Source organism: Aldersonia sp. NBC_00410, from assembly GCF_026342035.1.
Classification (GTDB): Bacteria; Actinomycetota; Actinomycetes; order Mycobacteriales; family Mycobacteriaceae; genus Aldersonia.
In genome coordinates, this window is the sequence record NZ_JAPENM010000004.1 from 433965 (window position 1) to 457270 (window position 23306).

24 protein-coding genes are annotated in these 23306 nt (G+C 68.1%); 6 read left to right on the forward strand and 18 right to left on the reverse strand.

Annotation, left to right across the window (positions count from 1 at the left end; all coding sequences use genetic code 11):
* The first annotated feature begins 90 nt into the window (after nt 1-90).
* On the forward strand, nt 91-1746 hold the full coding sequence (eccE, locus tag OG921_RS12240) for a type VII secretion protein EccE (RefSeq protein WP_266112710.1): 1656 nt from the start codon (nt 91-93) through the stop codon (nt 1744-1746).
* 10 nt (nt 1747-1756) lie between these two features.
* On the opposite strand, the gene OG921_RS12245 is transcribed toward eccE, so the two are convergent.
* A complete protein-coding gene (locus OG921_RS12245) occupies nt 1757-2323 on the reverse strand; it encodes an NADPH-dependent FMN reductase (RefSeq protein WP_266112711.1) in 567 nt (188 codons plus the stop codon).
* A 76-nt stretch (nt 2324-2399) separates the two neighbouring features.
* Here OG921_RS12245 and OG921_RS12250 point away from each other — a divergent pair, with 76 nt between their 5' ends.
* From OG921_RS12250 to OG921_RS12260, 3 genes are all read left to right on the forward strand, one after another.
* Nucleotides 2400-3086: a PadR family transcriptional regulator gene (locus OG921_RS12250; protein WP_266112712.1), complete on the forward strand. Its 687-nt coding sequence runs from the start codon at nt 2400-2402 to the stop codon at nt 3084-3086.
* 159 nt (nt 3087-3245) lie between these two features.
* A complete protein-coding gene (locus OG921_RS12255; protein ID WP_266112713.1) occupies nt 3246-4259 on the forward strand; it encodes an ABC transporter ATP-binding protein in 1014 nt (337 codons plus the stop codon).
* Nucleotides 4256-5074, forward strand: a complete 819-nt coding sequence (locus OG921_RS12260; RefSeq protein WP_266112714.1) for an ABC transporter permease — start codon at nt 4256-4258, stop codon at nt 5072-5074. Before OG921_RS12255 ends, OG921_RS12260 begins: the two co-directional genes overlap by 4 nt.
* 31 nt (nt 5075-5105) lie before the next feature.
* On the opposite strand, the gene OG921_RS12265 is transcribed toward OG921_RS12260, so the two are convergent.
* From OG921_RS12265 to OG921_RS12275, 3 genes are read right to left on the reverse strand one after another with little or no spacing between them, the layout of a single operon-like run.
* Nucleotides 5106-6371, reverse strand: coding sequence for an acyl-CoA dehydrogenase family protein (locus OG921_RS12265; protein WP_266112715.1), 1266 nt, complete (start codon nt 6369-6371; stop codon nt 5106-5108).
* A gap of 32 nt (nt 6372-6403) precedes the next feature.
* Nucleotides 6404-7405, reverse strand: a complete 1002-nt coding sequence (locus OG921_RS12270) for a phosphotransferase family protein (RefSeq protein WP_266112716.1) — start codon at nt 7403-7405, stop codon at nt 6404-6406.
* Nucleotides 7402-7749: a DUF6285 domain-containing protein gene (locus tag OG921_RS12275; protein WP_266112717.1), complete on the reverse strand. Its 348-nt coding sequence runs from the start codon at nt 7747-7749 to the stop codon at nt 7402-7404. The genes OG921_RS12270 and OG921_RS12275 overlap by 4 nt, the downstream gene beginning before the upstream one ends.
* 193 nt (nt 7750-7942) lie before the next feature.
* Between OG921_RS12275 and OG921_RS12280 the strand changes: the two genes are divergently transcribed.
* The gene (locus tag OG921_RS12280) at nt 7943-9082 is read left to right on the forward strand and encodes an acyl-CoA dehydrogenase family protein (protein WP_266112718.1); all 1140 of its coding nucleotides are present in this window, start codon (nt 7943-7945) and stop codon (nt 9080-9082) included.
* Nucleotides 9083-9088: 6 nt separating this feature from the next.
* Here the strand turns inward: OG921_RS12280 and OG921_RS12285 are convergent, their stop codons facing one another.
* From OG921_RS12285 to OG921_RS12300, 4 genes are read right to left on the reverse strand one after another with little or no spacing between them, the layout of a single operon-like run.
* On the reverse strand, nt 9089-9523 hold the full coding sequence (locus OG921_RS12285; protein WP_266112719.1) for a hypothetical protein: 435 nt from the start codon (nt 9521-9523) through the stop codon (nt 9089-9091).
* On the reverse strand, nt 9520-10632 hold the full coding sequence (locus OG921_RS12290; protein WP_266112813.1) for a molybdopterin-dependent oxidoreductase: 1113 nt from the start codon (nt 10630-10632) through the stop codon (nt 9520-9522). The genes OG921_RS12285 and OG921_RS12290 overlap by 4 nt, the downstream gene beginning before the upstream one ends.
* A 22-nt stretch (nt 10633-10654) precedes the next feature.
* Nucleotides 10655-11377, reverse strand: coding sequence for a DUF2064 domain-containing protein (locus tag OG921_RS12295; RefSeq protein ID WP_266112720.1), 723 nt, complete (start codon nt 11375-11377; stop codon nt 10655-10657).
* Nucleotides 11374-12039 carry a glycosyltransferase family 2 protein gene (locus tag OG921_RS12300; protein ID WP_266112721.1) on the reverse strand — a complete coding sequence of 222 codons (666 nt, stop codon included), beginning with the start codon at nt 12037-12039 and terminating at the stop codon, nt 11374-11376. Before OG921_RS12300 ends, OG921_RS12295 begins: the two co-directional genes overlap by 4 nt.
* A 126-nt stretch (nt 12040-12165) precedes the next feature.
* Between OG921_RS12300 and OG921_RS12305 the strand changes: the two genes are divergently transcribed.
* Complete coding sequence (locus OG921_RS12305; RefSeq protein ID WP_266112722.1) at nt 12166-13518, forward strand: hypothetical protein; 1353 nt, start codon at nt 12166-12168, stop codon at nt 13516-13518.
* Nucleotides 13519-13527: 9 nt separating this feature from the next.
* Here OG921_RS12305 and OG921_RS12310 read toward each other — a convergent pair whose 3' ends face one another.
* The 10 genes from OG921_RS12310 to rpsD form a co-directional block, all read right to left on the reverse strand.
* On the reverse strand, nt 13528-14583 hold the full coding sequence (locus OG921_RS12310) for an NAD-dependent epimerase/dehydratase family protein (protein ID WP_266112723.1): 1056 nt from the start codon (nt 14581-14583) through the stop codon (nt 13528-13530).
* 6 nt (nt 14584-14589) lie between these two features.
* Nucleotides 14590-15393, reverse strand: coding sequence for an S-methyl-5'-thioadenosine phosphorylase (locus OG921_RS12315; protein ID WP_266112724.1), 804 nt, complete (start codon nt 15391-15393; stop codon nt 14590-14592).
* Between the two features lie 52 nt (nt 15394-15445).
* On the reverse strand, nt 15446-16033 hold the full coding sequence (locus tag OG921_RS12320; RefSeq protein ID WP_266112725.1) for an ATP/GTP-binding protein: 588 nt from the start codon (nt 16031-16033) through the stop codon (nt 15446-15448).
* Nucleotides 16014-16391: a DUF742 domain-containing protein gene (locus OG921_RS12325; protein ID WP_266112726.1), complete on the reverse strand. Its 378-nt coding sequence runs from the start codon at nt 16389-16391 to the stop codon at nt 16014-16016. The genes OG921_RS12320 and OG921_RS12325 overlap by 20 nt, the downstream gene beginning before the upstream one ends.
* Before the next feature lie 11 nt (nt 16392-16402).
* The gene (locus OG921_RS12330; protein ID WP_266112727.1) at nt 16403-16819 is read right to left on the reverse strand and encodes a roadblock/LC7 domain-containing protein; all 417 of its coding nucleotides are present in this window, start codon (nt 16817-16819) and stop codon (nt 16403-16405) included.
* Nucleotides 16816-19764: an ATP-binding protein gene (locus OG921_RS12335; protein WP_266112728.1), complete on the reverse strand. Its 2949-nt coding sequence runs from the start codon at nt 19762-19764 to the stop codon at nt 16816-16818. The genes OG921_RS12330 and OG921_RS12335 overlap by 4 nt, the downstream gene beginning before the upstream one ends.
* Before the next feature lie 231 nt (nt 19765-19995).
* Nucleotides 19996-20922, reverse strand: a complete 927-nt coding sequence (gene truA, locus OG921_RS12340) for a tRNA pseudouridine(38-40) synthase TruA (RefSeq protein ID WP_266112729.1) — start codon at nt 20920-20922, stop codon at nt 19996-19998.
* A complete protein-coding gene (gene rplQ / locus OG921_RS12345) occupies nt 20879-21496 on the reverse strand; it encodes a 50S ribosomal protein L17 (protein ID WP_266112730.1) in 618 nt (205 codons plus the stop codon). Before rplQ ends, truA begins: the two co-directional genes overlap by 44 nt.
* A 41-nt stretch (nt 21497-21537) precedes the next feature.
* The gene (locus OG921_RS12350; protein WP_266112731.1) at nt 21538-22602 is read right to left on the reverse strand and encodes a DNA-directed RNA polymerase subunit alpha; all 1065 of its coding nucleotides are present in this window, start codon (nt 22600-22602) and stop codon (nt 21538-21540) included.
* A 93-nt stretch (nt 22603-22695) separates the two neighbouring features.
* Nucleotides 22696-23301 carry a 30S ribosomal protein S4 gene (gene rpsD, locus OG921_RS12355; RefSeq protein WP_266112732.1) on the reverse strand — a complete coding sequence of 202 codons (606 nt, stop codon included), beginning with the start codon at nt 23299-23301 and terminating at the stop codon, nt 22696-22698.
* Nucleotides 23302-23306: the final 5 nt, after the last annotated feature.

Below are 23306 nucleotides of genomic sequence, written 5' to 3' on the forward strand. Positions count from 1 at the left end.
CTCGACCCGACAGCGTACAGTGTCGACGAATTGCGATTGCACCGGCCGCCGAGACGGGGGCCGGCCATCGAGCACTCGGGGGGAAATCGAATGCCGGATCGCCGTGGCAGTCGTCCGCGTCCAGTGTGGGACCGGATCACCGGCGCCGACGTACTTGCCGCACAATCGATCGCCGTCGTCGCGGGGGTCGGGGCAGCGGCGGCCAGCGTCTGCGTCCTGATCGCCGTCGGCATCTCGGTGGCCGTCGCGCTCATCCTGCTCATCCCGATAGCCAGGAATTCGCTGTTCGGCTGGTTGCGTATCGCCCGCCGCTACCGCGACCACAGCGAGTACCCCCTCGGGCAAACCGTCGACTTCCGCTCACCCGATGGTCGTTCACTCGGGCTGTACTGGGACGGCAGCCGGGTGGTCGCGGTCGTCGAGGTGCTCGCCCCGGTCGGCGGTCTGACGTCGATCTCGCGCGCGGATTTCGATGCCACCCACCTACTTCCGGTCGCCGACCTCGCGCGCAACCTTGACCAGCACGACATCCAGCTCGCCGGTATCGACATCGTCAGCCACGGCTATCGCAGCCGGTCCGGAACCCCGGCCGGTGGCGTCTACGAGCAGCTGATCGGCCCACTTCCGGCCACCGCGGTCCGAACGGTCTGGCTCGCAATCTGTTTCGATGCGCTGGCTTGCCCCGACGCGGTGGAACGACGCGGCGGCGGCGCGGAGGGCGCGTCCAGGGCAATCACGATCGCGACGCGCCGGATCGTCCGAGCCCTCGACGAGGTCGGTTGTCGCTCACGTGTACTCACCGCACCCGAGATCCGCGAGGCGGTATTGCAGATCACCGGTGGCACCGATCCGCGACGGCTGATGCAATCGTGGAAGTTCGCTCAGCTCGGCGAGAACGTGAACATCGGCTCGGCCATCCAGCCCAACGCATTGAGCTCGGAACTGCTCGCGCGGCTGTGGGTCGCCCCGTCCCGCGGTACTACGACGGTGGTGCGGTTGCGTCCCGGCAGCACACCCGAATCGGTATCGGTGGGTGCCGCATGGCGATTGACCTCCCGTGCGCTGCCCGAGCTGCCGAAGACGGCCGGTGTGGTGACGATGAGCGGCCGACATCGCGATGCCGTGCTCGCGCACCTCCCGATCGCCGTCGCCGATCTCGAGGATGTCGTGCCGCGTGGCGATATGGCGATCGCGAAGCTCGACCGGCTGCGGCTACCCACCGCCGGATGCGGTCAGCTGGTCGGCTCCGACGCACAGGGCAATGGCATCGCGACGCGACTCGTCGGCACCGGCGTCTCCACGGTGTATCTGGCGGGCGAGCTGTATCTGGCGCAGCAGGTGGTGTTCCGCGCGTTGGCGATCGGCGCGCGCGTCCTCGTGCGCACGGACCGCCCGCACGACTGGGAACCGATGGTGACCGCCGTCGCGAGCCCGGACAAGTTCCGTGTCGTCACCGAAACCCAGTATTCCGATGCCGGTTTCAACGCCACGATGATCGACGGCGTGGTGGCACCGCCGCCGCACGCCGGCGTCACGACGATGTATCTGACCTCGGATCCGTCGCAGTGGCCGGGCCGGCGCGCCGACGTCTCGCTGCATCAGCCGGGTGCGGTCGGCAGCCGGGTAATGCTGGAAAGCAGCGGCAAGAGTGTCGAACTGAACCTTGTCTCGATTCCGCGCGAAACCTCCTTCATCGGCCGGCCACGCGCGCCGCGCCGTCGCCCCGAACCGACGTATGCGAGCTGAGCGGCGGCCACTAACCCGGATAGGGATTGCTCGCCCGAGCCGCCCGCAGCAGGCCGCCCCACCACGCCAGCTGCCCGAGCATGCGCGTGGACGCGTCGATCGCCGCGCCGTCGGTTGTCTCACCGTTCTCGTCGAATCGTTTGCGCGCGCGATGAAAGCTGACCTGCTCGCGCACCGACACCATGTGCACCTCGGCAACCACCTGGCGCAATTGTTCGGTGGCGCGTAGCCCACCGGACAGCCCGCCATAGGAGACGAACCCGATTGGCTTGGCCCGCCATTCGTACTTCGCACTGTCGATCGCCGTCTTCAGCGCACCCGGATAGCCGTGGTTGTACTCGGACGTGACGACGGCAAACGCGTCGGCGGCGGCGAGCCGTTCGCGGAATGCGCTCGTCTCGTCCGTCTCGGAAAGGTCGTCGGGTAGTTGGGCATCGAGCAGGTCGAGGATGCCGACGTCGAACCGGCCGTCGTTTTCGGCGCGACGAATGAACCAGTCGGCGACGACCGGCGCGAACCTTCCCGCACGGACGCTCCCGACGATCACCTCGAGGCGCAGCAACCCGGATCCACTCACAACCCCAAACGTACCGGCGCGCCGTTGCCCGATTACTCTGAATCGGATACTCTATTCAGAGTAATAAGGAGGTGCCTTGGCCGGCCGCGCACGAAACCGGCGGTCCAACCCGCTGGCGCTCGCCGTTCTCGTGCTGCTCTACGAGCAGGAGATGCATCCGTATCAGATGTCGCAGACCCTGCGTGAACGCCACAAGGACGACTCGGTACGACTGAATTTCGGTTCGCTCTACGCGGTGGTCGAGGCACTCGCCAAGCAGGACCTCATCCGCGCCATGGGCGCCGAGCGGGAGGGCAACCGCCCTGCTAGGACGGTCTATGCGCTCACGGATGCCGGCACCACCGAAGTCCTCTCCTGGATGCGGGATCTCGTCGCGACGCCGGTGAAGGAGTATCCGCAGTTCATGGCTGCGCTGTCCTTTCTCGCCGTGCTTGCGCCGGACGAGGCCGGCGAACTCCTGCGCACCAGGTGTGACCATCTCCGCCAACGGATAGCGTTGCTGGACAACGATATTGCTGCTACCGCCGGCATGCTGCCGGAATTGTTCGTGATCGAGACGCACTACGAAGCCGCGATGGTGCGGGCGGAACTCGCATTCGCCGAGTCGCTCGCCGGCCGGATCGACACGGGCGCCCTCGGCGGCACCGCCGGTTGGCAGCAGCTGCACGACCGGCTTGCCGAACTGGGCGTTACCCGGATCGCGGATGCCGACATCGAATCCATCGCCGAGGAAATGGGGGTATCGATCACGCCACCCCAATAGCCACCAACAGCGACGGCCCGGGTGCGCCAACACCCGAGCCGCCACCGGATCCGAACCGACCGACGCGAGCGCCGATACGTTTCGTCTGCACAACCAATGTATCGCCAGCGCGCACGGTCGGGTTCACCTATCCAGTTCACTATCAAGTAGGGACACCCGATGACTCGATCCCCCATGGCCGAGGCCGTTGCCGCCGTCGACCTGACCAAGACCTATCCGGGCGGGCGCAGTGCGGCAGAAATCACCGCCCTGAACCACCTGAGTTTCGCCATCCCGGCGGGCACCGTGTACGGCCTGCTCGGCCCCAATGGCGCAGGCAAATCCACCTTGACCAAGATCTGCACGACCCTGAGCAGCGCGACGTCCGGCGTCGCCCGGGTGGCCGGCTTCGACGTGCGCACCGAGGCCGACCGGGTGCGCCGCTGCATCGGTTACGTCTCACAGGGCACCGGCGCCGATCAGCGCCAAACACCGCGGGAGAACCTCGTGCTCGCTGCCCGGTTGCGCGGTGTCACGCGGGCCGACGCGCAGGACCGCGCGGCGGCCATGCTCGACCGGTTCGATCTGACCGCCACCGCGGACCGCAAACTCATCACCCTCTCCGGCGGTATGCGGCGCAAACTCGATGTCGCGATCGCGATGGTGCACTCGCCGTCGGTCCTGTTCCTCGACGAGCCGACCACCGGCCTCGATCCCGAGTCCCGCGCGCAGATGTGGGCCGAGATCCGCAGTCTCGCCGCCGAGCACTCGCTGACGGTTGTGTTGACCACGCACTACCTCGAAGAGGCCGATCAGCTCGCGGATCGGCTGCTGATCATCGATCACGGCAGCGCGGTCGTGGAAGGGACACCGTCGGAGCTGAAGGCAGGCCTCGACGGTGACACCATCACCGTCGAACTGATCGCACCCGATGTCGACGCGGTGCGCTCGGTCGCGGAATCCGTTGGTGCGCTGCGCCATATCGTAGTTGAGGCCCATGGCCCGACCGGTCGCCTGTTCGCTCGGGCCGACGATCCCCCGGCGATCATCGGCCGAATCATCTCCGCTCTGGACCAGGCCGGGATCGCCTTCGGTGCGGTGTCGGTCGCGCGGCCGTCACTCGACGACGTCTACTTGCGTTACGCGGGGCGGGCCTACCGTGCCGATGCGACCACCGAGGCGGTGGCAGCATGAGTGCGACAATCGCCGCGGCGCGCACCGACGCGGATCGCGCCGCGAGCTGGCCGGTCGCGTTCACGCTGCTGTTCGTGCGCTGGATGCGCGGCAGCGTCCGCGAGTCGTGGGGCTTCTTCATCGGGCTGCTGCAGCCGGTCGTGTGGATCGTGTTGTTCGGCCAGGTCTTCGAATCCATCGGCGCCATACCGGGATTCGGTGACGAAAACTACATCACATTCCTGGTGCCGGGGATTCTGATGATGACAGTGCTGTTCTCCGGGGCCTGGGCAGGCACCGGCTACATCGAGGACATCGACAGCGGCGTGATGAACCAGGTGCTGACGGCGCCGGTGCGCCGAAGCGCGCTGCTCGCCGGGCAGCTCGCCCAACTGCTCGTGGTCGGACTCGCGCAGTCGCTGATCGTGCTTGTGATCGGGTGGCTCACCGGCGCACGCTATCCCGGCGGTATCGAAGGAATCGTGCTCGCATTGGTCGCGGCGACCCTACTCGCCGCGATCTTCTGCTCGTGCTCGAACGCAGTTGCCCTGACCGCGCGCAGCCAGGTCGCACTGATCGGCATCTCGCAGATGATCGTGCTACCCGCGACCTTCCTGTCCACCGCAATGATGAACCCGGATCTGATGCCCGGCTGGGCGCAGGCGGTTTCACGGTACAACCCGGTGTCCTGGGCGGTCGACATCGGCCGCGCCGGGCTCGCCGGAACGCACGATTGGACCGAAATCGCCTGGCGCATGGGGCTGCTGACGGTGCTGGCAGCCCTCGCATTCGGCTGGGCGATCTCGGCGTTCCGCAGCTATCAACGCACTCAGTAGGAACACTGTCGGTGCGCCTTCGGTGCGGTGTTCAGCCGACGCCCTTCGGGGCCCGCTGCGTCATGAAGCCGAACATGTACCCGGCGACGCGGCGCATCTGAATCTCCTCGGCGCCCTCGGTGATCCGGTAGCGACGGTGATGGCGATAGATGTGCTCGAACGGCTTGTATCGCGAGTAACCGAGCCCGCCGTGGATCTGCATCGCCCGGTCGGCGGCCTCGCAGCAGAGCCGGTTGGACCAGTAGTTGCACATCGACACCTGCTCCGACTGCGAAAACGCGCCGTCGCGATCCATCAGCCACGCCGTCTTCTGCACCATCGTGCGCAGCATCTCGCACTGGGTCTTGAGCTCGACGAGCTGAAACTGGATGGCCTGGTTGGCGGCCAGCGGCTTACCGAACGGCTTGCGCGTCTTGGCATACTCGATCGACTGGTCGATGCAATATTCGGCGGCACCGAGACTCGAAGCGGCCTGCCGAATCCGGTTCTCGTTGAAGAAGTGCTGGACCACGCCGAGACCACGTCCCTCCCCGCCGAAGATCGCCGAATCCGGCACCCGTACCTGATTCAGCGAGACGCGGGCGTGGTCGGTGGGCATGTTGAAGGTCCACAGGTATTCCTCGATCTTCAGTCCGCGGGTATCCATCGGCACGAGAAAAGCAGTGATGCCCTTGGCATCTCCCTGTTTGCCGGAGGTGCGCGCAAAAATCAGGTCGGCTGCGGCGGCGTGTACGCCGGTGTTCCAAGTCTTCTCGCCGGTGATTACCCACTCGTCACCATCGCGGACGGCGGTGGTCTCCATATGTGTGGCGTCCGAGCCGTGGTCGGGTTCGGTGATGCCAAACGAGAAGAACCGGTCGCCCGCCGCGATATCGTCCACCCACTCGGCCTTCTGCGCCGCGGTGCCGTACTCGAGCATCAGCAGCAACGCGACGTTGTTGCCGACCACCGCATGCTCGTTCTGCAGGTCGCAATGCAGACCGAGGCCCTTGCGCGCGAGATGTTCCCGAATGACCGCCATGTCCAGATTGGTGCCGCCGCGGCCGCCGAACTCGGGCGGGAATGGGTATCGGAAATGGCCGGCCGCATCGGCGAGGCGACGCGCCTGCCCGAGCAGGTCCTCCCACTCCCTGGTCGGAATACCGTCGTTGTCCCAGTCGGTTCGCGCGTCCTCGCGGCGATGGTCGAAGAACCGGATGTTGTCGTCGGCCTGCTCGAGCGGTTTGATCTCGCGCTCGATGAACTCGTCCAGTTCGGCGAGGTATTCGACCAGTTTGGTGGGCAGTTCGAAATCCATCTGCACTCCTTCGTGCCGTGTTTCGATCAGAATCAGTTGGGCCGCAACAACATCAATAGGTCCCATTCGATCTCGGGTACCCGCCGGCCACTGGCGGCCATGACGATGTTCGAAGCGGTGCCGTCCAGGTGTGCAGCGGCCTGGGTGGCCAGTCCGGCGCCCCACCACACCGTGCAGAGCACCTTCCACCACTCGTAACGTTGTTCGTCGAAGGTGCCACCGGCGCCCTCGTAGCCGCGCACCAACGCGTCGCGTCCGGCGAATCCTCCTATTTCGCAGGCATCTTCACGGAAACGCCACATGCGCAGCGCGGGCCAGGCGACGTCGCGCATCGGGTCACCGAAGCGCTGCGCACCCTCCCAGTCGAGGACGGCGCGCAGCCCGTCCGGTCCGACGATGAGATTCCCGTTGCGCATGTCGGTGTGCAGCACGGCCCGCCGGTGCGGAACGGTCGGCAGGTTGCGTTCCAGCCAGCGCAGTGCCAAGGAAAACACCGGGCGGTCGGCGAGCAATCGGTCGACCTGTTCGGAAACGGCGGCCAGTTCGGTCTCGGCCGGATTGGCCCGTGGATCACCCGGCAGTTCGGCCGGGGCGGCCGCGGGGTCGACGGAGTGCAGCCGGGCCATCGACTCGCCGAGTTGTTCGGCGACGCGCTCGCCGATTCCCTCGGCCGCGACCGTGCGCAGCACCCGGCGCGGCACCGTCTCCCCGTCCACCCGCTCGGAAAGCAGGAACGAACCACCGACATATGCGGCGTCGGTGCACACCGCGTGCACCTTCGGTACGCGCACCCCGGCAGCGCGGGCGAGTTCGCGCACCCGGGCCTCGACCTGAGTCGGCGCCTGCTCGATCGCAGCGGGCGTGATCGTCGCAACCAGCGCGAGTGTCCGGTCGCCGTCGTGCGCATCGAGCAGCACGTTGCTGCGCCGCGCCCCCGCGGACACCGGCACCACGTTGTCGACCGTGATCGCGCGGCCCTCGGTGTCGCTGAGGAACCGGGCGAGTCCGGCCGCGAGGTCGGCGGGCGCGCTCATCGCCCCTCCCACCCGTCGTAGCCGGGTTTCGCGATTGCCAAGTCGTCGCGCGACACCGCAACCAGGGCGGACCACGCGGCGGCTTCGAGGTCCTCGGTCCCGCCGGAGCGCAGGAGGGCCGCAAGCTGGGCGGGGTCTTCGACACCGGCCGCCACGGCGAGCGCCGCACGCTCGCGCTCGGCGGCGCCCGGGCCCAGCTGCTGCTCGCGTTCCAGGATGCGGGCGATATTCGCGCCCACGCGCGCCTGGTGCTGCAACGCCGGCGGCAACGCCGGCAGCAGCACATCGTCGAGCAGGTCTGCCAGCGCGGTCAGCAACTCTGCCGCCGTCGGTCGGTACTGCATGGCGGCGACCATACAACCGTAGTGAGGTCTATGTCACCGCCCGGGCCGGGCCTATGTCACCGCCCGGGCCGGGCCTATGTCACCGCCCGGGCCGGGCCTATGTCACCGCCCGGACCGGGAAGTGCAGCGGCTCACTGCCTGCGTCGGGCAGAGCGATACGATGCGGTAACAGGTGTTATCAGTCAGGAGAATCATGCCCGTCGACCGGATGCTCCCCACCGAGGAAGCACGCGACCTGATCGAACTCACCCGTGCCATCGCCGACAAGGTGCTCGAGCCGAATGTCGTTGCGTACGAGAAGAACGAAACATTTCCCGCGGAAGCATTCACCGCGCTCGGGCACGCCGGGCTGCTGAGCCTGCCGTACCCGGAGGAATTCGGCGGCGGCGGGCAGCCCTACGAGGTGTACCTGCAGGTGCTCGAGGAGATCGCCGCCCGCTGGGCAGCGGTTGCGGTGGCAACGAGCGTGCACAGCCTGTCCTGCAACGCCCTCTATGCGTTCGGTACCGACGAACAGAAGGCGAAATGGCTGCCGGAGATGCTCGGCGGCGAACTGATCGGCGCCTACAGCCTCTCCGAGCCGCAGGCCGGCTCCGATGCCGCGGCGCTGACCTGCAAGGCAACTGCCGCGGACGGCGGATACCGAATCAATGGCGCCAAGGCCTGGATCACCAATGGCGGTCGCGCCGACTTCTACACCCTGTTCGCCCGCACCGGCGAAGGTTCCCGCGGGATCTCCTGCTTTCTCGTGCCCCGGGAAACCGAGGGCCTGAGCTTCGGCAAGCCGGAGGAGAAGATGGGCCTGCGCGCGGTGCCGACCACCTCCGCTGCCTACGACGAGGCGTTCGTGCCCGCCGAAAGGCGGCTCGGCGACGAGGGCCAAGGATTGCCGATCGCGTTCAGCGCACTCGACTCCGGCCGGCTCGGCATCGCCGCCGTGGCCGTCGGCATCGCGCAGCGCGCGCTCGACGATGCGGTGGCCTACGCGAAACAACGCCATACCTTCGGACGGCCGATCATCGATCATCAGGGCCTCGGCTTCCTGCTCGCGGACATGGCCGCGGCCGTCGACTCGGCCCGCGCGACCTACCTCGACGCGGCGCGCCGCCGCGACGCCGGACTCCCCTACTCGCGCAATGCCAGCGTCGCCAAGCTCATCGCCACCGACGCCGCGATGAAGGTGACCACCGATGCCGTCCAGGTGTTCGGCGGCTACGGCTACACGCAGGATTTCCCGGTCGAGCGGTACATGCGCGAGGCCAAGATCACCCAGATCTTCGAGGGCACCAACCAGATTCAGCGCTTGGTGATCGCTCGCCAGCTCGCGAATTGAGCTTGGTTATCGCTCGCCGGCTTGCCCAGTAGGCAACAACATGCGCCTGCCGGCCAGCAGCGCGACCGCGACCAGCAGCCACACGACTGCGACGGCGACGACTAGGCCCGCCGGGTAGTTACGATCGAGCACGCTGGGATTGCCCGGCATCGCACCTCCGCGGGTGAGCACCGGCAGCGAAACCAGGCAAAGCGCGACCGTGCATACCGCACCGCAGGCGACCGGTGCCCACCAACGCGACGGCAGGACACGGCGCGCACCGAGTCCGAGGGCGGCGCAGACCGGCGCAAAGACGCCGTCGTGCAGCAGTATTCCGGCCGCGAACCAGAAAACGATCGAGCGGAACGCCTCGGTCCCGCTGTCCCACAACAGCGTTGCGCCGTACCAGACCGACAGGGCGCCCAGGGCGATCAGGACGATGCGGACGAGACGCAGGATCATGTGCCGAGCACCTCGATCCGGGCAAGCCACTTGGTCTGCAGCACACCGGGGCGGTTCGGCGCGACCAGCCGACACGGGTAGCCGTGGTCGAGATCGAGCGCCGCGCCGTTCAGGCCGAGCGCGACCACGGTGGAGCCGTCTGCCACGTGTCGCGCCGGCAACACCGAAACACCATAGATGCCCGAGGTTTCCAACGAGGTGAACCGGACGTCGGCGTCGGCCTCGGCCCCGGCCGCCGCGAGCAGGTCGCGCAGCCGCACCCCGGTCCACCTTCCGGACGCGCTCCAGCCCTCGACGCAGGCGATCGGCAGCTCCACCGTCACCTGCGGCAGGGCCAGCAGCTGGCCACGGGTGAACCGCCTCGTCCCCGCTCCCGACACTGTGAGCGTGTATCCGGGATCCGTTGCGGCCGAATGCACGTCGGCCGCGTCGGCGGTCCGGTTGATCGGGACACCTTGCGGGCCTTCGCCGCTGCGTGGGGCGAGCACTGCGATCCGGCGCAGGTAGGGCACCGTCTGACCGGCGACACTCAGCGCCGCGACCGCGCTCGCCAGACCCGCCGCGATCAGTATTGCGCGCCGGGACACACGTGGGCCGCCGGTGTCGGGCGTCTCCTGCTCGAGCGGTCGGGACAACGCATCGCGAATCACCGGCAGTTTCACCGCGATGTGTACGGCGAGCGCACCGAGCGCCACCCACGCCATCGCGTAGTGCGTGGTGGTGAAGAAGAATTTCCACGGATAGAACTGCGCGATGTTGACCGTTCCGGTGACCAGTTGAAAGATCACGGCCCCCACCAGAACCGCGATCGAGCCACGTTCCAGTACCCGGACCGGCGAACCGATCAGCGGCCGCGCGAACAACCGCGGATATACCGCCCACAACTTCACCAGCAGCAGCGGGATCGCCGCAACACCGGTGATGACGTGCAATCCCTGAGTGACGCGGTACAACCACACTGGATGAGCAGGCCAGACGAACCACTCCGGTGGATGCTGGATCCAGTGGCTGAGCAGTCCGGTGACGAAGCAGATCGCCACCGCGACCCCGAGTACGAGACCGACCCTGCTTGCGACCTCGGGACCTCGCGCCGTACTCACCGCGCGCACCCGATCGAGATGGCCTGCGGTTTCATCGCTCGGCTCCCGATGGCCCTGCCGAGAGTCGATGCGCGAGCAGGCCGACCGCGGGCACAAACCTGCCTGCGCCGCCCAGTGCCGCAACCCGGATCGCATCGTCGGGATAGTCGACGTCGACGAGTTCGGGCAGCAGCCTGGTGCGCAGACCGAACCGGCGCAGCCTCGCCAGCGTTGCCGCGCCGGTCCGATCGGTCGACATCGGCACCTCCCGGAGCCAATCGGCCGATACCCCTGCCCGTAGCCCCAGGGCCCACCAGCCACCGTCGGCGGCAGGACCGAGCACGGCATCCACCTCCGGGCCGGTCAACGCGGCGGCGCAGTTCCCCAGCAGGCCCGGGGTGAGCTGCGGGGTATCCATGCCGATCTGCAGCACCGGAAGTCCGTACATCGCGGCGGCATCGGCGTGCGCGGCAGCGAGCCGCTCGGCGAATGTCACTCCGCGCTGCGCGACAACGTCGAACGACCCGAGTGCACGGCCGATCGCGTCGCGACACTGCGCCGCTGCGAGGTCTCCGGTCAGCGCGACGACACGGTGCCGGACCGGGGTCTGCGCCGCGGCGGCGAGGGTGTCGAGCAGCGCGGCGGCGGCGAGGTCCGCCGCTTCCGCGGGCGACAGTGGCGGGACGAGGCGGGTCTTCGCGAAGCCCGGGACCGGCGCCTTCGCGACGACGAGCAATGTCGCGTGCACTTGGTCGACCGTCTGCCCGGGACTCACCGGACCGCCCAGAAGTCGCGCACGGCGCGCGCGGTGCCGAGCCAGGATCCGGACACCTTGGACTTGCCGTGACTGCGCGGACGGTAGCTGATGTCTCGCTCGATCACCGTCCACCCCGCGCCGGCCGCGCGCACCAGTAGATCCAGCGGATAACCGAACCTCGGATGCAGCGGACCGAGTTCGAGCAGGGCCGCGCGCCGGGCCACCCGCATCGCCCCGACGTCGTGCACCGCAAGCCCGTACCGACGGCGTAACCGCAACGCCAGCAGCCGATTACCCACACGCGCATGCATCGGCCAGGCACCTGCGCCACGGCCAATTCGCCGCCCGACCACGAGGTCCGCACCGCCGAGCGCCGAGACGAGTCGGGGCAGCTCGGCGGGATCCATCGACCCGTCACCGTCCAGCACGCCGACTACTCCATCGGGTGCCGCGTACACGCCGGCCTGCACGGCAGCGCCGTACCCGCGCCGCGGTTCGTGCACGACGGTCGCGCCGTTCGCTTCCGCGACAGCGGCCGTACCGTCGCGCGACCCGTTGTCGACCACGAGCGCGCGGTATCCGGGCGGCACCGCGGCGAGCACACCCGGCAGTGCCGCGGCCTCGTCGAGGCACGGAATCACCACCGTCACCGCCTGCTCCGGTAACCCATCGGAAGGCACAGGAGCAACGCTATCGCCGGCGAACCGCCCGCGACGCGTTCCGAGGGATGACGAAACAATGACGTGACGGGCGGCAGCCGCCCCGACCGGGGAGGCCCGCCGAGCCGGCGACCTATCGTGGGGTCCGTGAAGACCGTGCGGTTAATGCGGCCCGTCGCCGCGTCCCAGCGGGTGCGATGGGACTTGCTGGGGGCGGGCCTCGGCGCCGTGCTCGTCACCGTCGCAGTGGTCGTGCCGATCGTCGCCGACCAGACCTGGCGCGACACGCTCTATGCGGGCGCCGCCCCGATCTTCGGCGAGCGGCTGGCGCACGCCGGCTGGGGGACGGTACCCGCGATCGCGATCGCGGGTATGGCGGCCTGGTACGGGCCCGGGCTCGCGCGTCGGCTGACGTGGCCGGCAATGCTGGTGACGACGTGGGCGACGGCGCTCGCCTGGGCGTTCGCACTGGCGATGGTCGACGGCTGGCAGCGTGGCGTCACCCGCCCGCTCGCCGAACCCGGCGAGTACCTCGAAGCAGTGCCGCAGGTGTCCGGGATTCACGCTCTGCTGCAGTCCTTTTCGGATCGCATATTGGATTTCCAGCCCGACTCGTGGGCCACCCACGTCGCGGGGCATCCGCCCGGGGCGCTGCTGGTGTTCGTCGCGCTCGAGCGGATCGGCCTCGGCGGCCCGACGTGGGCAGCGGTCGTCACCGTCCTGGCGGGCACCAGTGCCGCGGTCGCGGTGCTGATCGCCGTGCGCGCATTGTCCGGAACGGCCCGGGCGCGGGCCGCGGCGCCATTTCTCTCGGTCGCCCCGACGGCGGTGTGGATCGCGGTGTCCGCCGACGCGGTGTTCACCGCGGTGACGGCATGGGCGCTCGCCCTGCTGGCCGTGTCGGCGCGCGGCCGCGGAACCGGCGCCCTGGTCGCCGGGGCCTGCGCCGGGGTCTTGTTCGGCTTCGGCAGCTACCTCAATTACGGCATGGTGCTGATGGCGATTCCCGCGATGACGGTCCTGATCGCGGGCCGCTCGGCGCGACCGCTACTGCCGGCGCTGGCGGGCGCGGTCGCGGTTGCGGCGGCATTCACGGCGAGCGGCTTCTGGTGGCTCGACGGCTATCACCTGGTCGTCGAGCGGTACTACCAGGGGATCGCCGCCGAGCGTCCGTTCGGCTATTGGGGCTGGGCGAACCTCGCCGCCGCCGTGTGCGCGACTGGACTGGCGGTGCCCGCGTCGCTGCATCGCAGCCTGTCCGTTCGCCGCCTGCGTGCGCGGTACGGCGCGAGCCTGCTCGTCGCTGGGGCGCTGCTGGCGATCGTCGTGGCCGATCTCAGCGCCCTCAGCAAAGCCGAGACCGAGCGGATCTGGCTGCCCTTCACAACCTGGCTGCTCGTCTCCGCAGCTTTCCTCCCCCGTCGCCACCACCGCGCATGGCTCGCGCTGCAGGCGGCGGGGACCCTGGTGCTGGTCCACCTCGTGCTGACGAACTGGTGACCAACACGATCACACCCGTGGCGGATCACCGCCGGCGTGGGCACGCAGCGGCGCAAAGGCGAACTGCCGCAGACCCTCCGCCGGCGCGATCGCGGCGGTGAACCCGAGTAACTCGGTGGCGCGGCGCGGGTTCGCAACGATGTGGCGAACATCGCCCGCCCGATACCGGCCCGTGACGACGGGCGCGGGACCACCCCGCGCCTCGGCGAGCGTCGCGGCGACCTCGCCGACCGTAATCGGCCGGCCGGAACACACGTTGAGCGCCACGAAACCCGGCAGGACACGCTCGACGGCCGCGACATTGGCCCGTGCGACATCATGAACGTGCACGAAATCCCTTGTCTGCCTGCCGTCTTCGAATACCTGGGGCGGCTCACCGGCTTCGAGCGCGGACCGGAATATCGCTGCGACGCCGGAATAGGGCGTGTCCCTTGGCATCCGGTCGCCATACACGTTGTGGTAACGCAACGCCATCACGCTGCCACCGGTCGCCGCCGCCCAGGCCAGCGCGTAATGCTCCTGCGCGACCTTGCTCGCCGCGTAGGTACTGCGCGGCCGCAACGGCGCGTCCTCGTCAACCAGCAGCCAGCGCAGCGCCGTTCCGCTCGCCGGACAGCGCGGATCGAACTCACCGCGGTCCAGATCCGCGGTACGCCGTGCTGGTGCGACGACCTCGCCGAGCACGTCGCTGCGATAACGCCCGTCGCCGTAGACCACCATCGACGACGCGAGCACCAGTCGCGCACAACCCTTCCGGGCCATGGCGGCGAGCAGGGTCGCAGTGCCGAGGTCGTTGTGGCTGGCGTAGGCGGGCGCGTCCTGCTGGCTGACGCCTGCACCCACTATCGCCGCCTGGTGACATACCACGTCGATGCCGTTCAGCGCCTGGTCGAGGCCCGCCGCGTCGCGGACGTCGAGCCTGCCGACATCCGCAGGCGGATCGACCGGCCCGTGCGCCGAGTCGAGCATCGCGTCGGTACCGACGACCTCGTGGCCGGCCTCGACCAACGCGGTGCAGATGTGGCTGCCGATAAATCCGGCGGCGCCCGTGACCAGTACCCGCATCGCAGATCAGGGCAACTCGAAGGGCAGCGAAACGCCGTCGTGCGCGCGACAGTGCGCACACGTGTCGCCGTCCGGCACTTCCGAAATTGTCTTGCGCAAAAGATCTTTGAACGGCCCGATATTGCGCTCGAATTCGGCGAAGACGTCCACCGCGCGCACACCCGTGCCCGCGTCGATGCCGGCGTCGAGATCGGTCACGAGTGCGACCGCGGCATAACACATCTCGAGTTCGCGGGCGAGGACCGCCTCGGGGTGGCCGGTCATATTGACCAACTGCCATCCCTGAGCTGCGAACCACTGGCTCTCGGCCCTGGTGGAGAACCGGGGACCCTCCACGACGACCATCGTGGCACCGTCGACGGTACCGGGTTGGGTTGCTGCGGTGCGCAATTGCGGACAGTAGGGATCGGCGAAGCCGACGTGAATGCCGTGCCCGTCGAAATAGGTTTGCGGCCGGCCCGAGGTCCGATCCACGAGTTGGTCGGGCACCACCACGGCGCCGGGACCGAGTTCGGGACTGAGGCTGCCGACCGCGCAGGGGCCGAAGACGCGGCGCACGCCGAGCGTGCGCAAGGCCCACATGTTCGCCTGGTAGGGCACGGTATGCGGCGAGAATTCGTGCTTCTTCCCGTGCCGCGGCAGGAAGGCCACGGTGTGTGCACCGATCGTGCCGATGGTGATGGGCGCACTGGGTGAGCCGTACGGCGTTTCGACCTCGACCTCGACGGCGTCCGAGCCGAAGAAGTCGTAGAGCCCGCTGCCGCCGACGAGCCCGATGCGGGGTGTGCTGCCGCTGGAATCCGATGCCATGGGCTGATTCTCCCCGAGGCGACCGGCGGCGCGCAGCGGCACCGGGGCGAGACTAGTACGACGCGGGGAGGGACAGCCGCTTCAGCGCGTATTCGGCGATCGTCACGAGCCCGGCCTTGGCGGACTCGCGCCTACGCGCATCGATCGAGAGCATCGGCACGTCCGCCGAAATCGCGAGCGCCTGACGAATGTCCTCGAGCGGGTACTTCGGCGCGTCGTCGAAGTCGTTGACCGCAACGAGGAAGGGCAGTCCACGCGACTCGAAGAAGTCGACCGCGGCGAAGCTCTCGTCCAGGCGCCGGGTGTCGACCAGCACAATGGCACCGATCGCACCGCGGATGAGGTCGTCCCACATGAACCAGAAGCGCTGCTGACCCGGCGTGCCGAACAGGTAGAGCACCAGATCGTCGCTCAGGCTGATGCGGCCGAAGTCCATGGCGACCGTGGTCGAGGACTTCTTCGGAACCGCCGACAGGACGTCGACGCCTTCACTGACGTTCGTGACCAGTGCCTCGGTCCGCAGCGGGACGATCTCGGACACCGCGCCGACGAGCGTCGTCTTACCGACGCCGAAGCCGCCTGCGATGACGATCTTGGCCGACGTGGGTCGGCCGGCCGCCTTAGATACCCCGGAGTCCACTCAGAACCCTTTCGATGAGCTCGCGGCGCTCTGCGTCGCTTGCGTCTTCCTGCAATGTCGCCTGAATTCGGACATGTCCGGCCTCGACGAGGTCTGCGACGAGCACTCTCGCCACGCCGACCGGTACGCCCACGTGCACGGCGATCTCGGCGACCGAGGGCGAGTTCGAACTCAGCGAGAGGATCGATCGTGCTTCGTTGCTGAGCTCGCCGAGGTCGAGATCGAGCGCCTCGGCAAGCGGTTGGATAAGTGCTTCGAGCGCGATGTCGACAGCCGGAACCGTCCGACCGGAGGTCAGCGAGTACGGCCGTACAAGGCTCGGCTCACGAGCCGCGCCGCCACGTACAGGTTGGTCCATCGCGAACTTCTTTACATTCCCAGGGACACGCGCGGAGTGGCCTGAACCGACGGACCGACCCGGTCGACGAGCAGGGCCATCTCGTAGCCGACCTGACCGATATCGCACGAGTTGTTCGTCAGCACGGCGAGGTAGGAGCCATCGCCGACAGCCATCAGCAACAGGTAACCGTGGTCCATCTCGATTACCGACTGCAGCACCGAGCCACCCTCGAACAGGCTCGCTACCCCGACGGCGAGGCTGGCCAGCCCCGAGGTGACCGCGGACAGCTGCTCCGCGCGGTCGAGCGGTAGATGCGCGCTCGCGGCCATCAGCAGGCCGTCCGCGGACACCAACACGGTGTGCGAAACACCGTTCACCTGCTCGGCGAAGTTGGATACCAGCCAATCCAGCCGGCGCCCATCGCCCGTTACGTGCTCAGTACTCATGCCTGCTCGTCTCCCGTCGTGCTCGTCGTTCGCTGTGCCCGCCCGTCACGCACGCCGGCCTGGTGCCGACTCAAGCTGTTCCGGATCGCGTCGGGGTTGCGCCGCGCAGGGCTGTTCGGTGTTGCCGGCGCGGACCGTTCGACGCCACCCGGGACCAATCGTCGGCCCGGGTGCCGCCGCGGCAGGCCCTGTTCGGTGCGCTCGTCCACTGGCTCCTCGAAAATGCGGCGCGCTGCGTTCCAGCCAGCATCGGCCGGGGACTCCCAGCTTTGCGATGCACCCGACTCCGTGGCGGGATCGACCAGCCAGGCCGACATCATCTCGTCGAAGATCGGCGGATTGTCGAGGTTTTCGTCGACCGGCGGTTCGAGCCGCGACTGGAAGAACGATGCGGTCTTTGCCGACCGGATGCTGTGCCGATTGAGTTCCGGCTGCGCCCCGGCCGTCGGCCTTGCCGGTGCGCCCGTGGTCGGCCGCGCCGACGGTGCGCCCGTGGTCGGCCTTGCCGACGGGGTGAACGACTCCGGTCGGGCGGCAGGAGCGCCGCCGAACTCGGCGCCCGGAGTGCGCTGTGGCAATCCGGGGGCCGCACTCGGCTGGCGCTGCGGCAGGCCAGGCGTCGAGCTCGGCTCTCGCTGGGGCAGTCCGGTCCCGGTGACCGGCTGCGCACGCTGTGGCAGCTCCGTAGAACCCGGTGCCCGCTGCGGCAGACCGGGCGTAGAACCCGGCGCGCGCTGCGGCAGACCGGGCGTCGAGCTCGGCTCTCGCTGGGGCAGTCCGGTCCCGGTGACCGGCTGCGCACGCTGTGGCAGCTCCGTAGAACCCGGTGCCCGCTGCGGCAGACCGGGCGTCGAGCCCGGCGCGCGCTGGGGCAGGCCTGCCTCGGTCGTGACCGGCCGCTGCGGCAGAGCCGGCGGGGCAGGCGTGGCCGGCGCGGTATCCGAGGTCCGCAGCGGCAGGGCAGGCGTCGCGGCGCGCGACTGTCCGATCGCGGCCGACGTGCCGTTGCTGCCACCATCGCGAGGTGCGACCGGAGTCATCGGGCGGCCCGCAGACATGGGCGACAGCGCGGGCCTGCTGCCCGCACCGGAATCGTCGATGAGGCGCTTCGGGAAGTAGACCATCACCGTCAGACCGGGATCGGCAGCGCTTTCGAACGTCGCACGCAAACGCACCTTCAGGCCGTGGCGCTCCGCGAGGCGGCCCACCACGAACAGTCCCATGCGACGCGCGGTCTCCGGACCGACCTCGGCCGGGCGGGCAAGCCGGTCGTTCATCTCCGCCATCTCGGCGGGCGGGATACCGACACCGCGGTCGGAGACCTCGATCACGAGGCCGCCGTCCTGCGAGCGGGCGAAGCTGAACGTCACGTCGCTGGCCGGCGGCGAGGCGCGCACCGCGTTGTCGAGCAGCTCCGAGAGCAGGTGCACGATGTCGCTCGCCGCTGAGCCGGCGATCGCCAAATCGGGCGTCGCGCCGAGCTTCACCCGGCGGTAGTCCTCGACCTCGGACACGGCCGCACGCAGCACGTCGACCACGGCGACCGGCGCGGTGCGACCCTTGCGCGCCGCGGTACCGGCGAGAATCAGCAGGTTGTCGCCGTTGCGGCGCATACGGGTCGCGAGGTGGTCGAGGCGGAACAACCGCTCGAGCAGGCGCGGGTCCTTCTCCTCGTACTCCATGTTCTCGATGAGCGAGAGCTGATGGTCGACGAGGGTCTTGCTTCGTCGGGCGAGGGTCTCGAACATCTCATTGACCTGCAGGCGCAGATCGGCCTGTTCACCGGCGAGGCGCAGCGCCTGGCCGTGAATCTCCTCGACCGCGCGCGCGAGCTGACCGATCTCCTCGGTCGTCTGCACCGGAATCGGTGCGCGCGCCACGTCCGCGGCGTGCTCGCCCTGCTTGATTCGATCGACCTCGGCCGGCAGATCGCGTTCGGCGATATCGATCGCACCCTTGCGCAGCCGACCGATCGGCGCGACGAGCGAGCGCGAAATCAGGATGGCGAGCGCGATCGCGATGAGCAGACCGCCCAACACGATTCCGGCATCCCGGATCGCGCGGTCGCGTGCGGTATCGGCAAGCTCGCTGACACCGGTGGTGATCGTCCTGGCGGCGTTTTGGATCAGCGTGGTGTAGGTACCGAGGCTGTCGAGCAACGACTCGCGCGTTTCGAACAGCGGCCATACTCCGGTGTCCCGGCCCTGCGCGAGCAGGCCGAGACGGTTTTCGATGCCCTTGTAGAGGTCCGCGATGCGGCGGTCATCCTCCGGGTAGTAACGCTCGAGCAAATCGACCATGGCGGATTCGGCGGTGATCGCCTGCTCTTCGTTCCGGTCGCCGCCACCGGTCGGATTCCGCAGAATCGCGACCCCGCCGACCACCTCATCGAAAAGTCGGCGCTGGGCGCCGAGCGCGGCGATCAGCTGGTTCTTGGCGGCCGTCACAGTCGAGTCTTCGACCGCCTGCAGCGCCAGTTCGACGATGTCGAGTGTGTCGCCCTGAATCCGGTGCGCCCTGGCAGCCTGCTCGGCCAGCGCCGTCGTTGTCGTCGGGCCTTCGGACAGCACCGTCTGCGCGGTGTCTATCTCGTCCTTGAGTGCGTTCGACAGATCGGTGCCGAGATCGCCGCGGTCGTAGATCTCCTGTGCGGTCGCAATCGCTCCCGCGAGATGGTCCAACTCGCCCTCGGCGACGGTCGCGGTCGCCTGTCCGCCCATCACCGTGTTGGTGATCGCTTCGAGAGAGATGGCCGCGGTGACCACGTCGACGTTCCCGGCCGCTTCGTTCAGCCGATTCGAGGTTTGGATCTCGTCGGAAATGCGCAATCCACCCAGCAGCAGCGCCACGATCAACGGAACTGCGAGAACGGCGCCGACCTTCCAACGGAGACGCCATTGCTCCGGGTTCCAAGCGCGCACGCCGGACCGCGACCCGTCCGTCATCTCCAACTCACTTCCCAACCCTGCGCGCGCGCCCGGGCAGGCACGCGCGGAAGAACCATCGACGTACTCCTCCGCGTCCTACTCAGCAAATAACGAGCAAGACACTGGCCGGTAGGATCGCAGATCACGAGGTAATAACACAACCTGGGCCAATTGTATCGATTTGTGATCGTAGAGTGGGCGCCGGTTACTCCACAGTATTTGGAGTGACTTGGATCATATCCGGCAATATCAGTCGCCGCCGCAGCAGCTCCGCTCGATTTCGGATTCCCCACGCAACGAACGAGTTTCGGCATTTCGCGCGGCGAGCAGCGAATACTCCGGGTAATCGACGGCGACCAGACTGAGCCCGTGCGCCGGCGCGACCGGCACACTGCTCGACCGCACCCGCTCATCGAGTAGACCGCCGACCCAGTCGACGGTTCGGCGGCCCTCGCCGACGGCAAGGACGGCACCGACGAGGCTGCGCACCATCGACCAGCAAAACGCGTCGGCGCTGACCCGGGCGGTAAGCCGCTCCCCGGACAGGTCCCAATCGAATCGTTGCAATTCGCGTACCGTCGTTGCGCCCTCGCGTCGGCGGCAGAACGCAGCGAAGTCGTGCAGCCCGAGCAGCGATCGCGACGCGGCCCTGGTGGCGTCGAGATCGACCGGGCGGTTCCACGCGACCACACTGCGCGCAGCGAGCGGCGGCACGCCCGATTCGGCTGTGCCCAAGCGGTAGACGTAATGGCGACGCAGCGCGGAGAATCTCGCGTCGAATTCCGGCGGCGCCTGCGTGATCCGCGTAATGCGGATGTCCGAAGGCAGAAAGCGCGCCATTCGTCGCACCAGTTTCGGCAGGTCGGCCGGTGCATCGGCCAGATCGAGATGGGCCACTTGACCTTCCGCGTGGACCCCGGCGTCGGTCCGTCCGGCCACGGTCAGCTGTACCGGCTCGCGCAGCACCGTGCCGAGCGCGTCCTCGAGCACGCCGCAGACCGTGCGCAGGCCCGGCTGACGCGCCCAGCCGCGAAAGTCGGTGCCGTCGTAGGCGATATCGAGCCGCAGCCTGGTGAAACGAACGGGCCCGCCGTCCCCGGAGGGTACGGCGGGCCCATCAGCGTGTGACACGTCAGGACTCTTTGTTGTCCTTGGCGTCGACGTCGACCTCGACATCATCGGCACTGTCGGCGACCTCTTCGGACGCGGCGACCGCACTCGACTCGTCGGTCACGGCCTCGGCGACCGCGTCGGCGTTGGCAACCTCGGCCTCGGTGGCCTCGGCCTCGACCTCGGCGACGACGTTCTCCGGCTCGGCCGTCACTGCAGCCTCGGCCCGAGCCTTCTTCGACGCCGCGGCACGGGTGGCGCGGGACGCCTCCGAGCTGGCGGTCTTCTCGCGAACGAGCTCGATGATCGCCATCGGCGCGTTGTCACCCTTGCGAGGCACCGTCTTGATGATGCGGGTGTAGCCGCCATCGCGATCGGCGAACGACGGGCCGATCTCCGCGAACAGGGTGTGCACGACATCCTTGTTGCGGATGACCTTCAGCACCTCACGACGATGCGCGAGGGTGCCGACCTTGGCGTGGGTGACGAGCTTCTCCGCGTAGGGGCGAAGACGCTTGGCCTTGGTCTCGGTGGTGGTGATCCGGCCGTGCTCGAAGAGGGCGGTGGCAAGGTTCGCCAGGATCGCCTTCTGGTGGCTGGCCGACCCGCCGAGACGGGCACCCTTGGTGGGCTTGGGCATTGTTTGTTTCTCCTATTAGGGATCGAACAGCTCGCGGGAGCTCAGAGCTGTTCGGTCTCGGCGTAATCCTGGTCGGTACCTTCGGCCTCGGTGAACGCACCACCATCGGTGTCGCTCCAGGTGCCGGTGGCGGCGTCGTAGCCGGCAACGCTCGACGGGTCGAATGTTGCGGGGCTGTCCTTGAGCGCGAGGCCCAGCGAGTGCAGCTTGACCTTGACCTCGTCGATCGACTTCTGCCCGAAGTTGCGGATGTCCAACAGATCGGACTCGGTGCGTGCGACGAGCTCACCGACGGTGTGCACGCCCTCCCGCTTGAGGCAGTTGTAGGAACGAACGGTGAGGTCGAGATCCTCGATCGGCAAGCCGAACGATGCGATGTGGTCTGCCTCGGCAGGCGACGGACCGATCTCGATTCCTTCGGCCTCGACATTGAGCTCGCGCGCGAGACCGAACAGCTCCACCAGGGTCTTACCGGCCGAAGCCAGCGCGTCCCGAGCGGTGATGGAGTTCTTGGTCTCGACGTCGAGGATCAGCTTGTCGAAGTCGGTGCGCTGCTCGACACGGGTGGCCTCGACCTTGTAGGTCACCTTGAGCACCGGCGAGTAGATCGAGTCGACCGGGATCCGGCCGATCTCGGCGCCGCTCGCCTTGTTCTGCACCGCCGGCACGTAGCCGCGGCCGCGCTCGACGACAAGCTCGATCTCGAGCTTGCCCTTGTCGTTCAGGGTCGCGATGTGCAAGTCCGGGTTGTGCACCGTGACACCGGCCGGCGGCACGATGTCAGCCGCGGTGACGGCGCCGGGGCCCTGCTTACGCACGTACATCGTGACCGGCTCATCCTCTTCCGAGGACACGACGAGGCCCTTGAGGTTCAGGATGATGTCGGTGACGTCTTCCTTGACCCCGGGCACGGTGGTGAACTCGTGCAGCACGCCGTCGATGCGGATGCTGGTGACAGCCGCGCCGGGAATCGACGAGAGCAGGGTGCGCCGGAGCGAGTTGCCCAGCGTGTAGCCGAAGCCGGGCTCGAGCGGCTCGATCACGAACTTCGAGCGGTCGTCGGCGAGGACTTCTTCGGTCAGGGTGGGTCGCTGCGAAATCAGCATGGTTGTTTCTTCCTCCTACGGACGCCCACTATTTGACGCCCACGTGTGGGGATGCGGACGCTGCCTGCCCGAAGGCAGGCAGCGACAACGCTTTTACTTCGAGTAGTACTCGACGATGAGCTGTTCGGACAGCGGCACATCGATCTGCGCGCGCTCCGGCTCCTGGTGGACCAGAATGCGCAGCCGGCCGGGGATGACCTGCAGCCAACCCGGAACGGGACGATCGCCGACGGTCTCGCGGGCAACCTGGAACGGCAGCGTCGGCAGCGACTTCTCCTTGACATCGATGATGTCGTACTGGGAGACGCGGTAGCTGGGGACGTCGACCTTCCTGTTGTTCACCAGGAAGTGGCCATGGCTGACCAGCTGGCGAGCCTGCCGCCGGGTACGGGCCAGTCCGGCCCGGTAGACGACGTTGTCGAGACGGGTCTCGAGCAGGCGGAGCAGGTTCTCGCCGGTCTTACCCTTGAGGCGGTTCGCCTCCTTGTAGTACAGGCTGAACTGCTTCTCCATGACGCCGTAGGTGAAGCGGGCCTTCTGCTTCTCCTGCAGCTGGAGCAGGTACTCGCTCTCCTTGATCCGCGCCCGGCCATGCTGGCCGGGCGGGTAGGGACGACGCTCGAACGCTTGGTCTCCGCCGACGAGGTCGACGCGCAGACGACGCGACTTGCGGGTGATGGGTCCGGTATAACGAGCCATTTTTC

Bases quoted from the DNA above. Each gene is read 5' to 3' on its own strand.
- OG921_RS12260 (WP_266112714.1), top strand. From the start codon at position 4,256: ATGAGTGCGACAATCGCCGCGGCGCGCACCGACGCGGATCGCGCCGCG.
- OG921_RS12335 (WP_266112728.1), bottom strand. From the start codon at position 19,764: ATGACGGACGGGTCGCGGTCCGGCGTGCGCGCTTGGAACCCGGAGCAA.
- OG921_RS12280 (WP_266112718.1), top strand. From the start codon at position 7,943: ATGCCCGTCGACCGGATGCTCCCCACCGAGGAAGCACGCGACCTGATC.
- OG921_RS12310 (WP_266112723.1), bottom strand. From the start codon at position 14,583: ATGCGGGTACTGGTCACGGGCGCCGCCGGATTTATCGGCAGCCACATC.
- OG921_RS12285 (WP_266112719.1), bottom strand. From the start codon at position 9,523: ATGATCCTGCGTCTCGTCCGCATCGTCCTGATCGCCCTGGGCGCCCTG.
- OG921_RS12265 (WP_266112715.1), bottom strand. From the start codon at position 6,371: ATGGATTTCGAACTGCCCACCAAACTGGTCGAATACCTCGCCGAACTG.
- OG921_RS12330 (WP_266112727.1), bottom strand. From the start codon at position 16,819: ATGAGTACTGAGCACGTAACGGGCGATGGGCGCCGGCTGGATTGGCTG.
- OG921_RS12270 (WP_266112716.1), bottom strand. From the start codon at position 7,405: ATGAGCGCGCCCGCCGACCTCGCGGCCGGACTCGCCCGGTTCCTCAGC.
- OG921_RS12350 (WP_266112731.1), bottom strand. From the start codon at position 22,602: ATGCTGATTTCGCAGCGACCCACCCTGACCGAAGAAGTCCTCGCCGAC.
- OG921_RS12325 (WP_266112726.1), bottom strand. From the start codon at position 16,391: ATGGACCAACCTGTACGTGGCGGCGCGGCTCGTGAGCCGAGCCTTGTA.
- rpsD (WP_266112732.1), bottom strand. From the start codon at position 23,301: ATGGCTCGTTATACCGGACCCATCACCCGCAAGTCGCGTCGTCTGCGC.
- OG921_RS12315 (WP_266112724.1), bottom strand. From the start codon at position 15,393: ATGGCATCGGATTCCAGCGGCAGCACACCCCGCATCGGGCTCGTCGGC.
- eccE (WP_266112710.1), top strand. From the start codon at position 91: ATGCCGGATCGCCGTGGCAGTCGTCCGCGTCCAGTGTGGGACCGGATC.
- truA (WP_266112729.1), bottom strand. From the start codon at position 20,922: ATGTCGAGGTCGACGTCGACGCCAAGGACAACAAAGAGTCCTGACGTG.
- OG921_RS12275 (WP_266112717.1), bottom strand. From the start codon at position 7,749: ATGCAGTACCGACCGACGGCGGCAGAGTTGCTGACCGCGCTGGCAGAC.
- rplQ (WP_266112730.1), bottom strand. From the start codon at position 21,496: ATGCCCAAGCCCACCAAGGGTGCCCGTCTCGGCGGGTCGGCCAGCCAC.
- OG921_RS12255 (WP_266112713.1), top strand. From the start codon at position 3,246: ATGACTCGATCCCCCATGGCCGAGGCCGTTGCCGCCGTCGACCTGACC.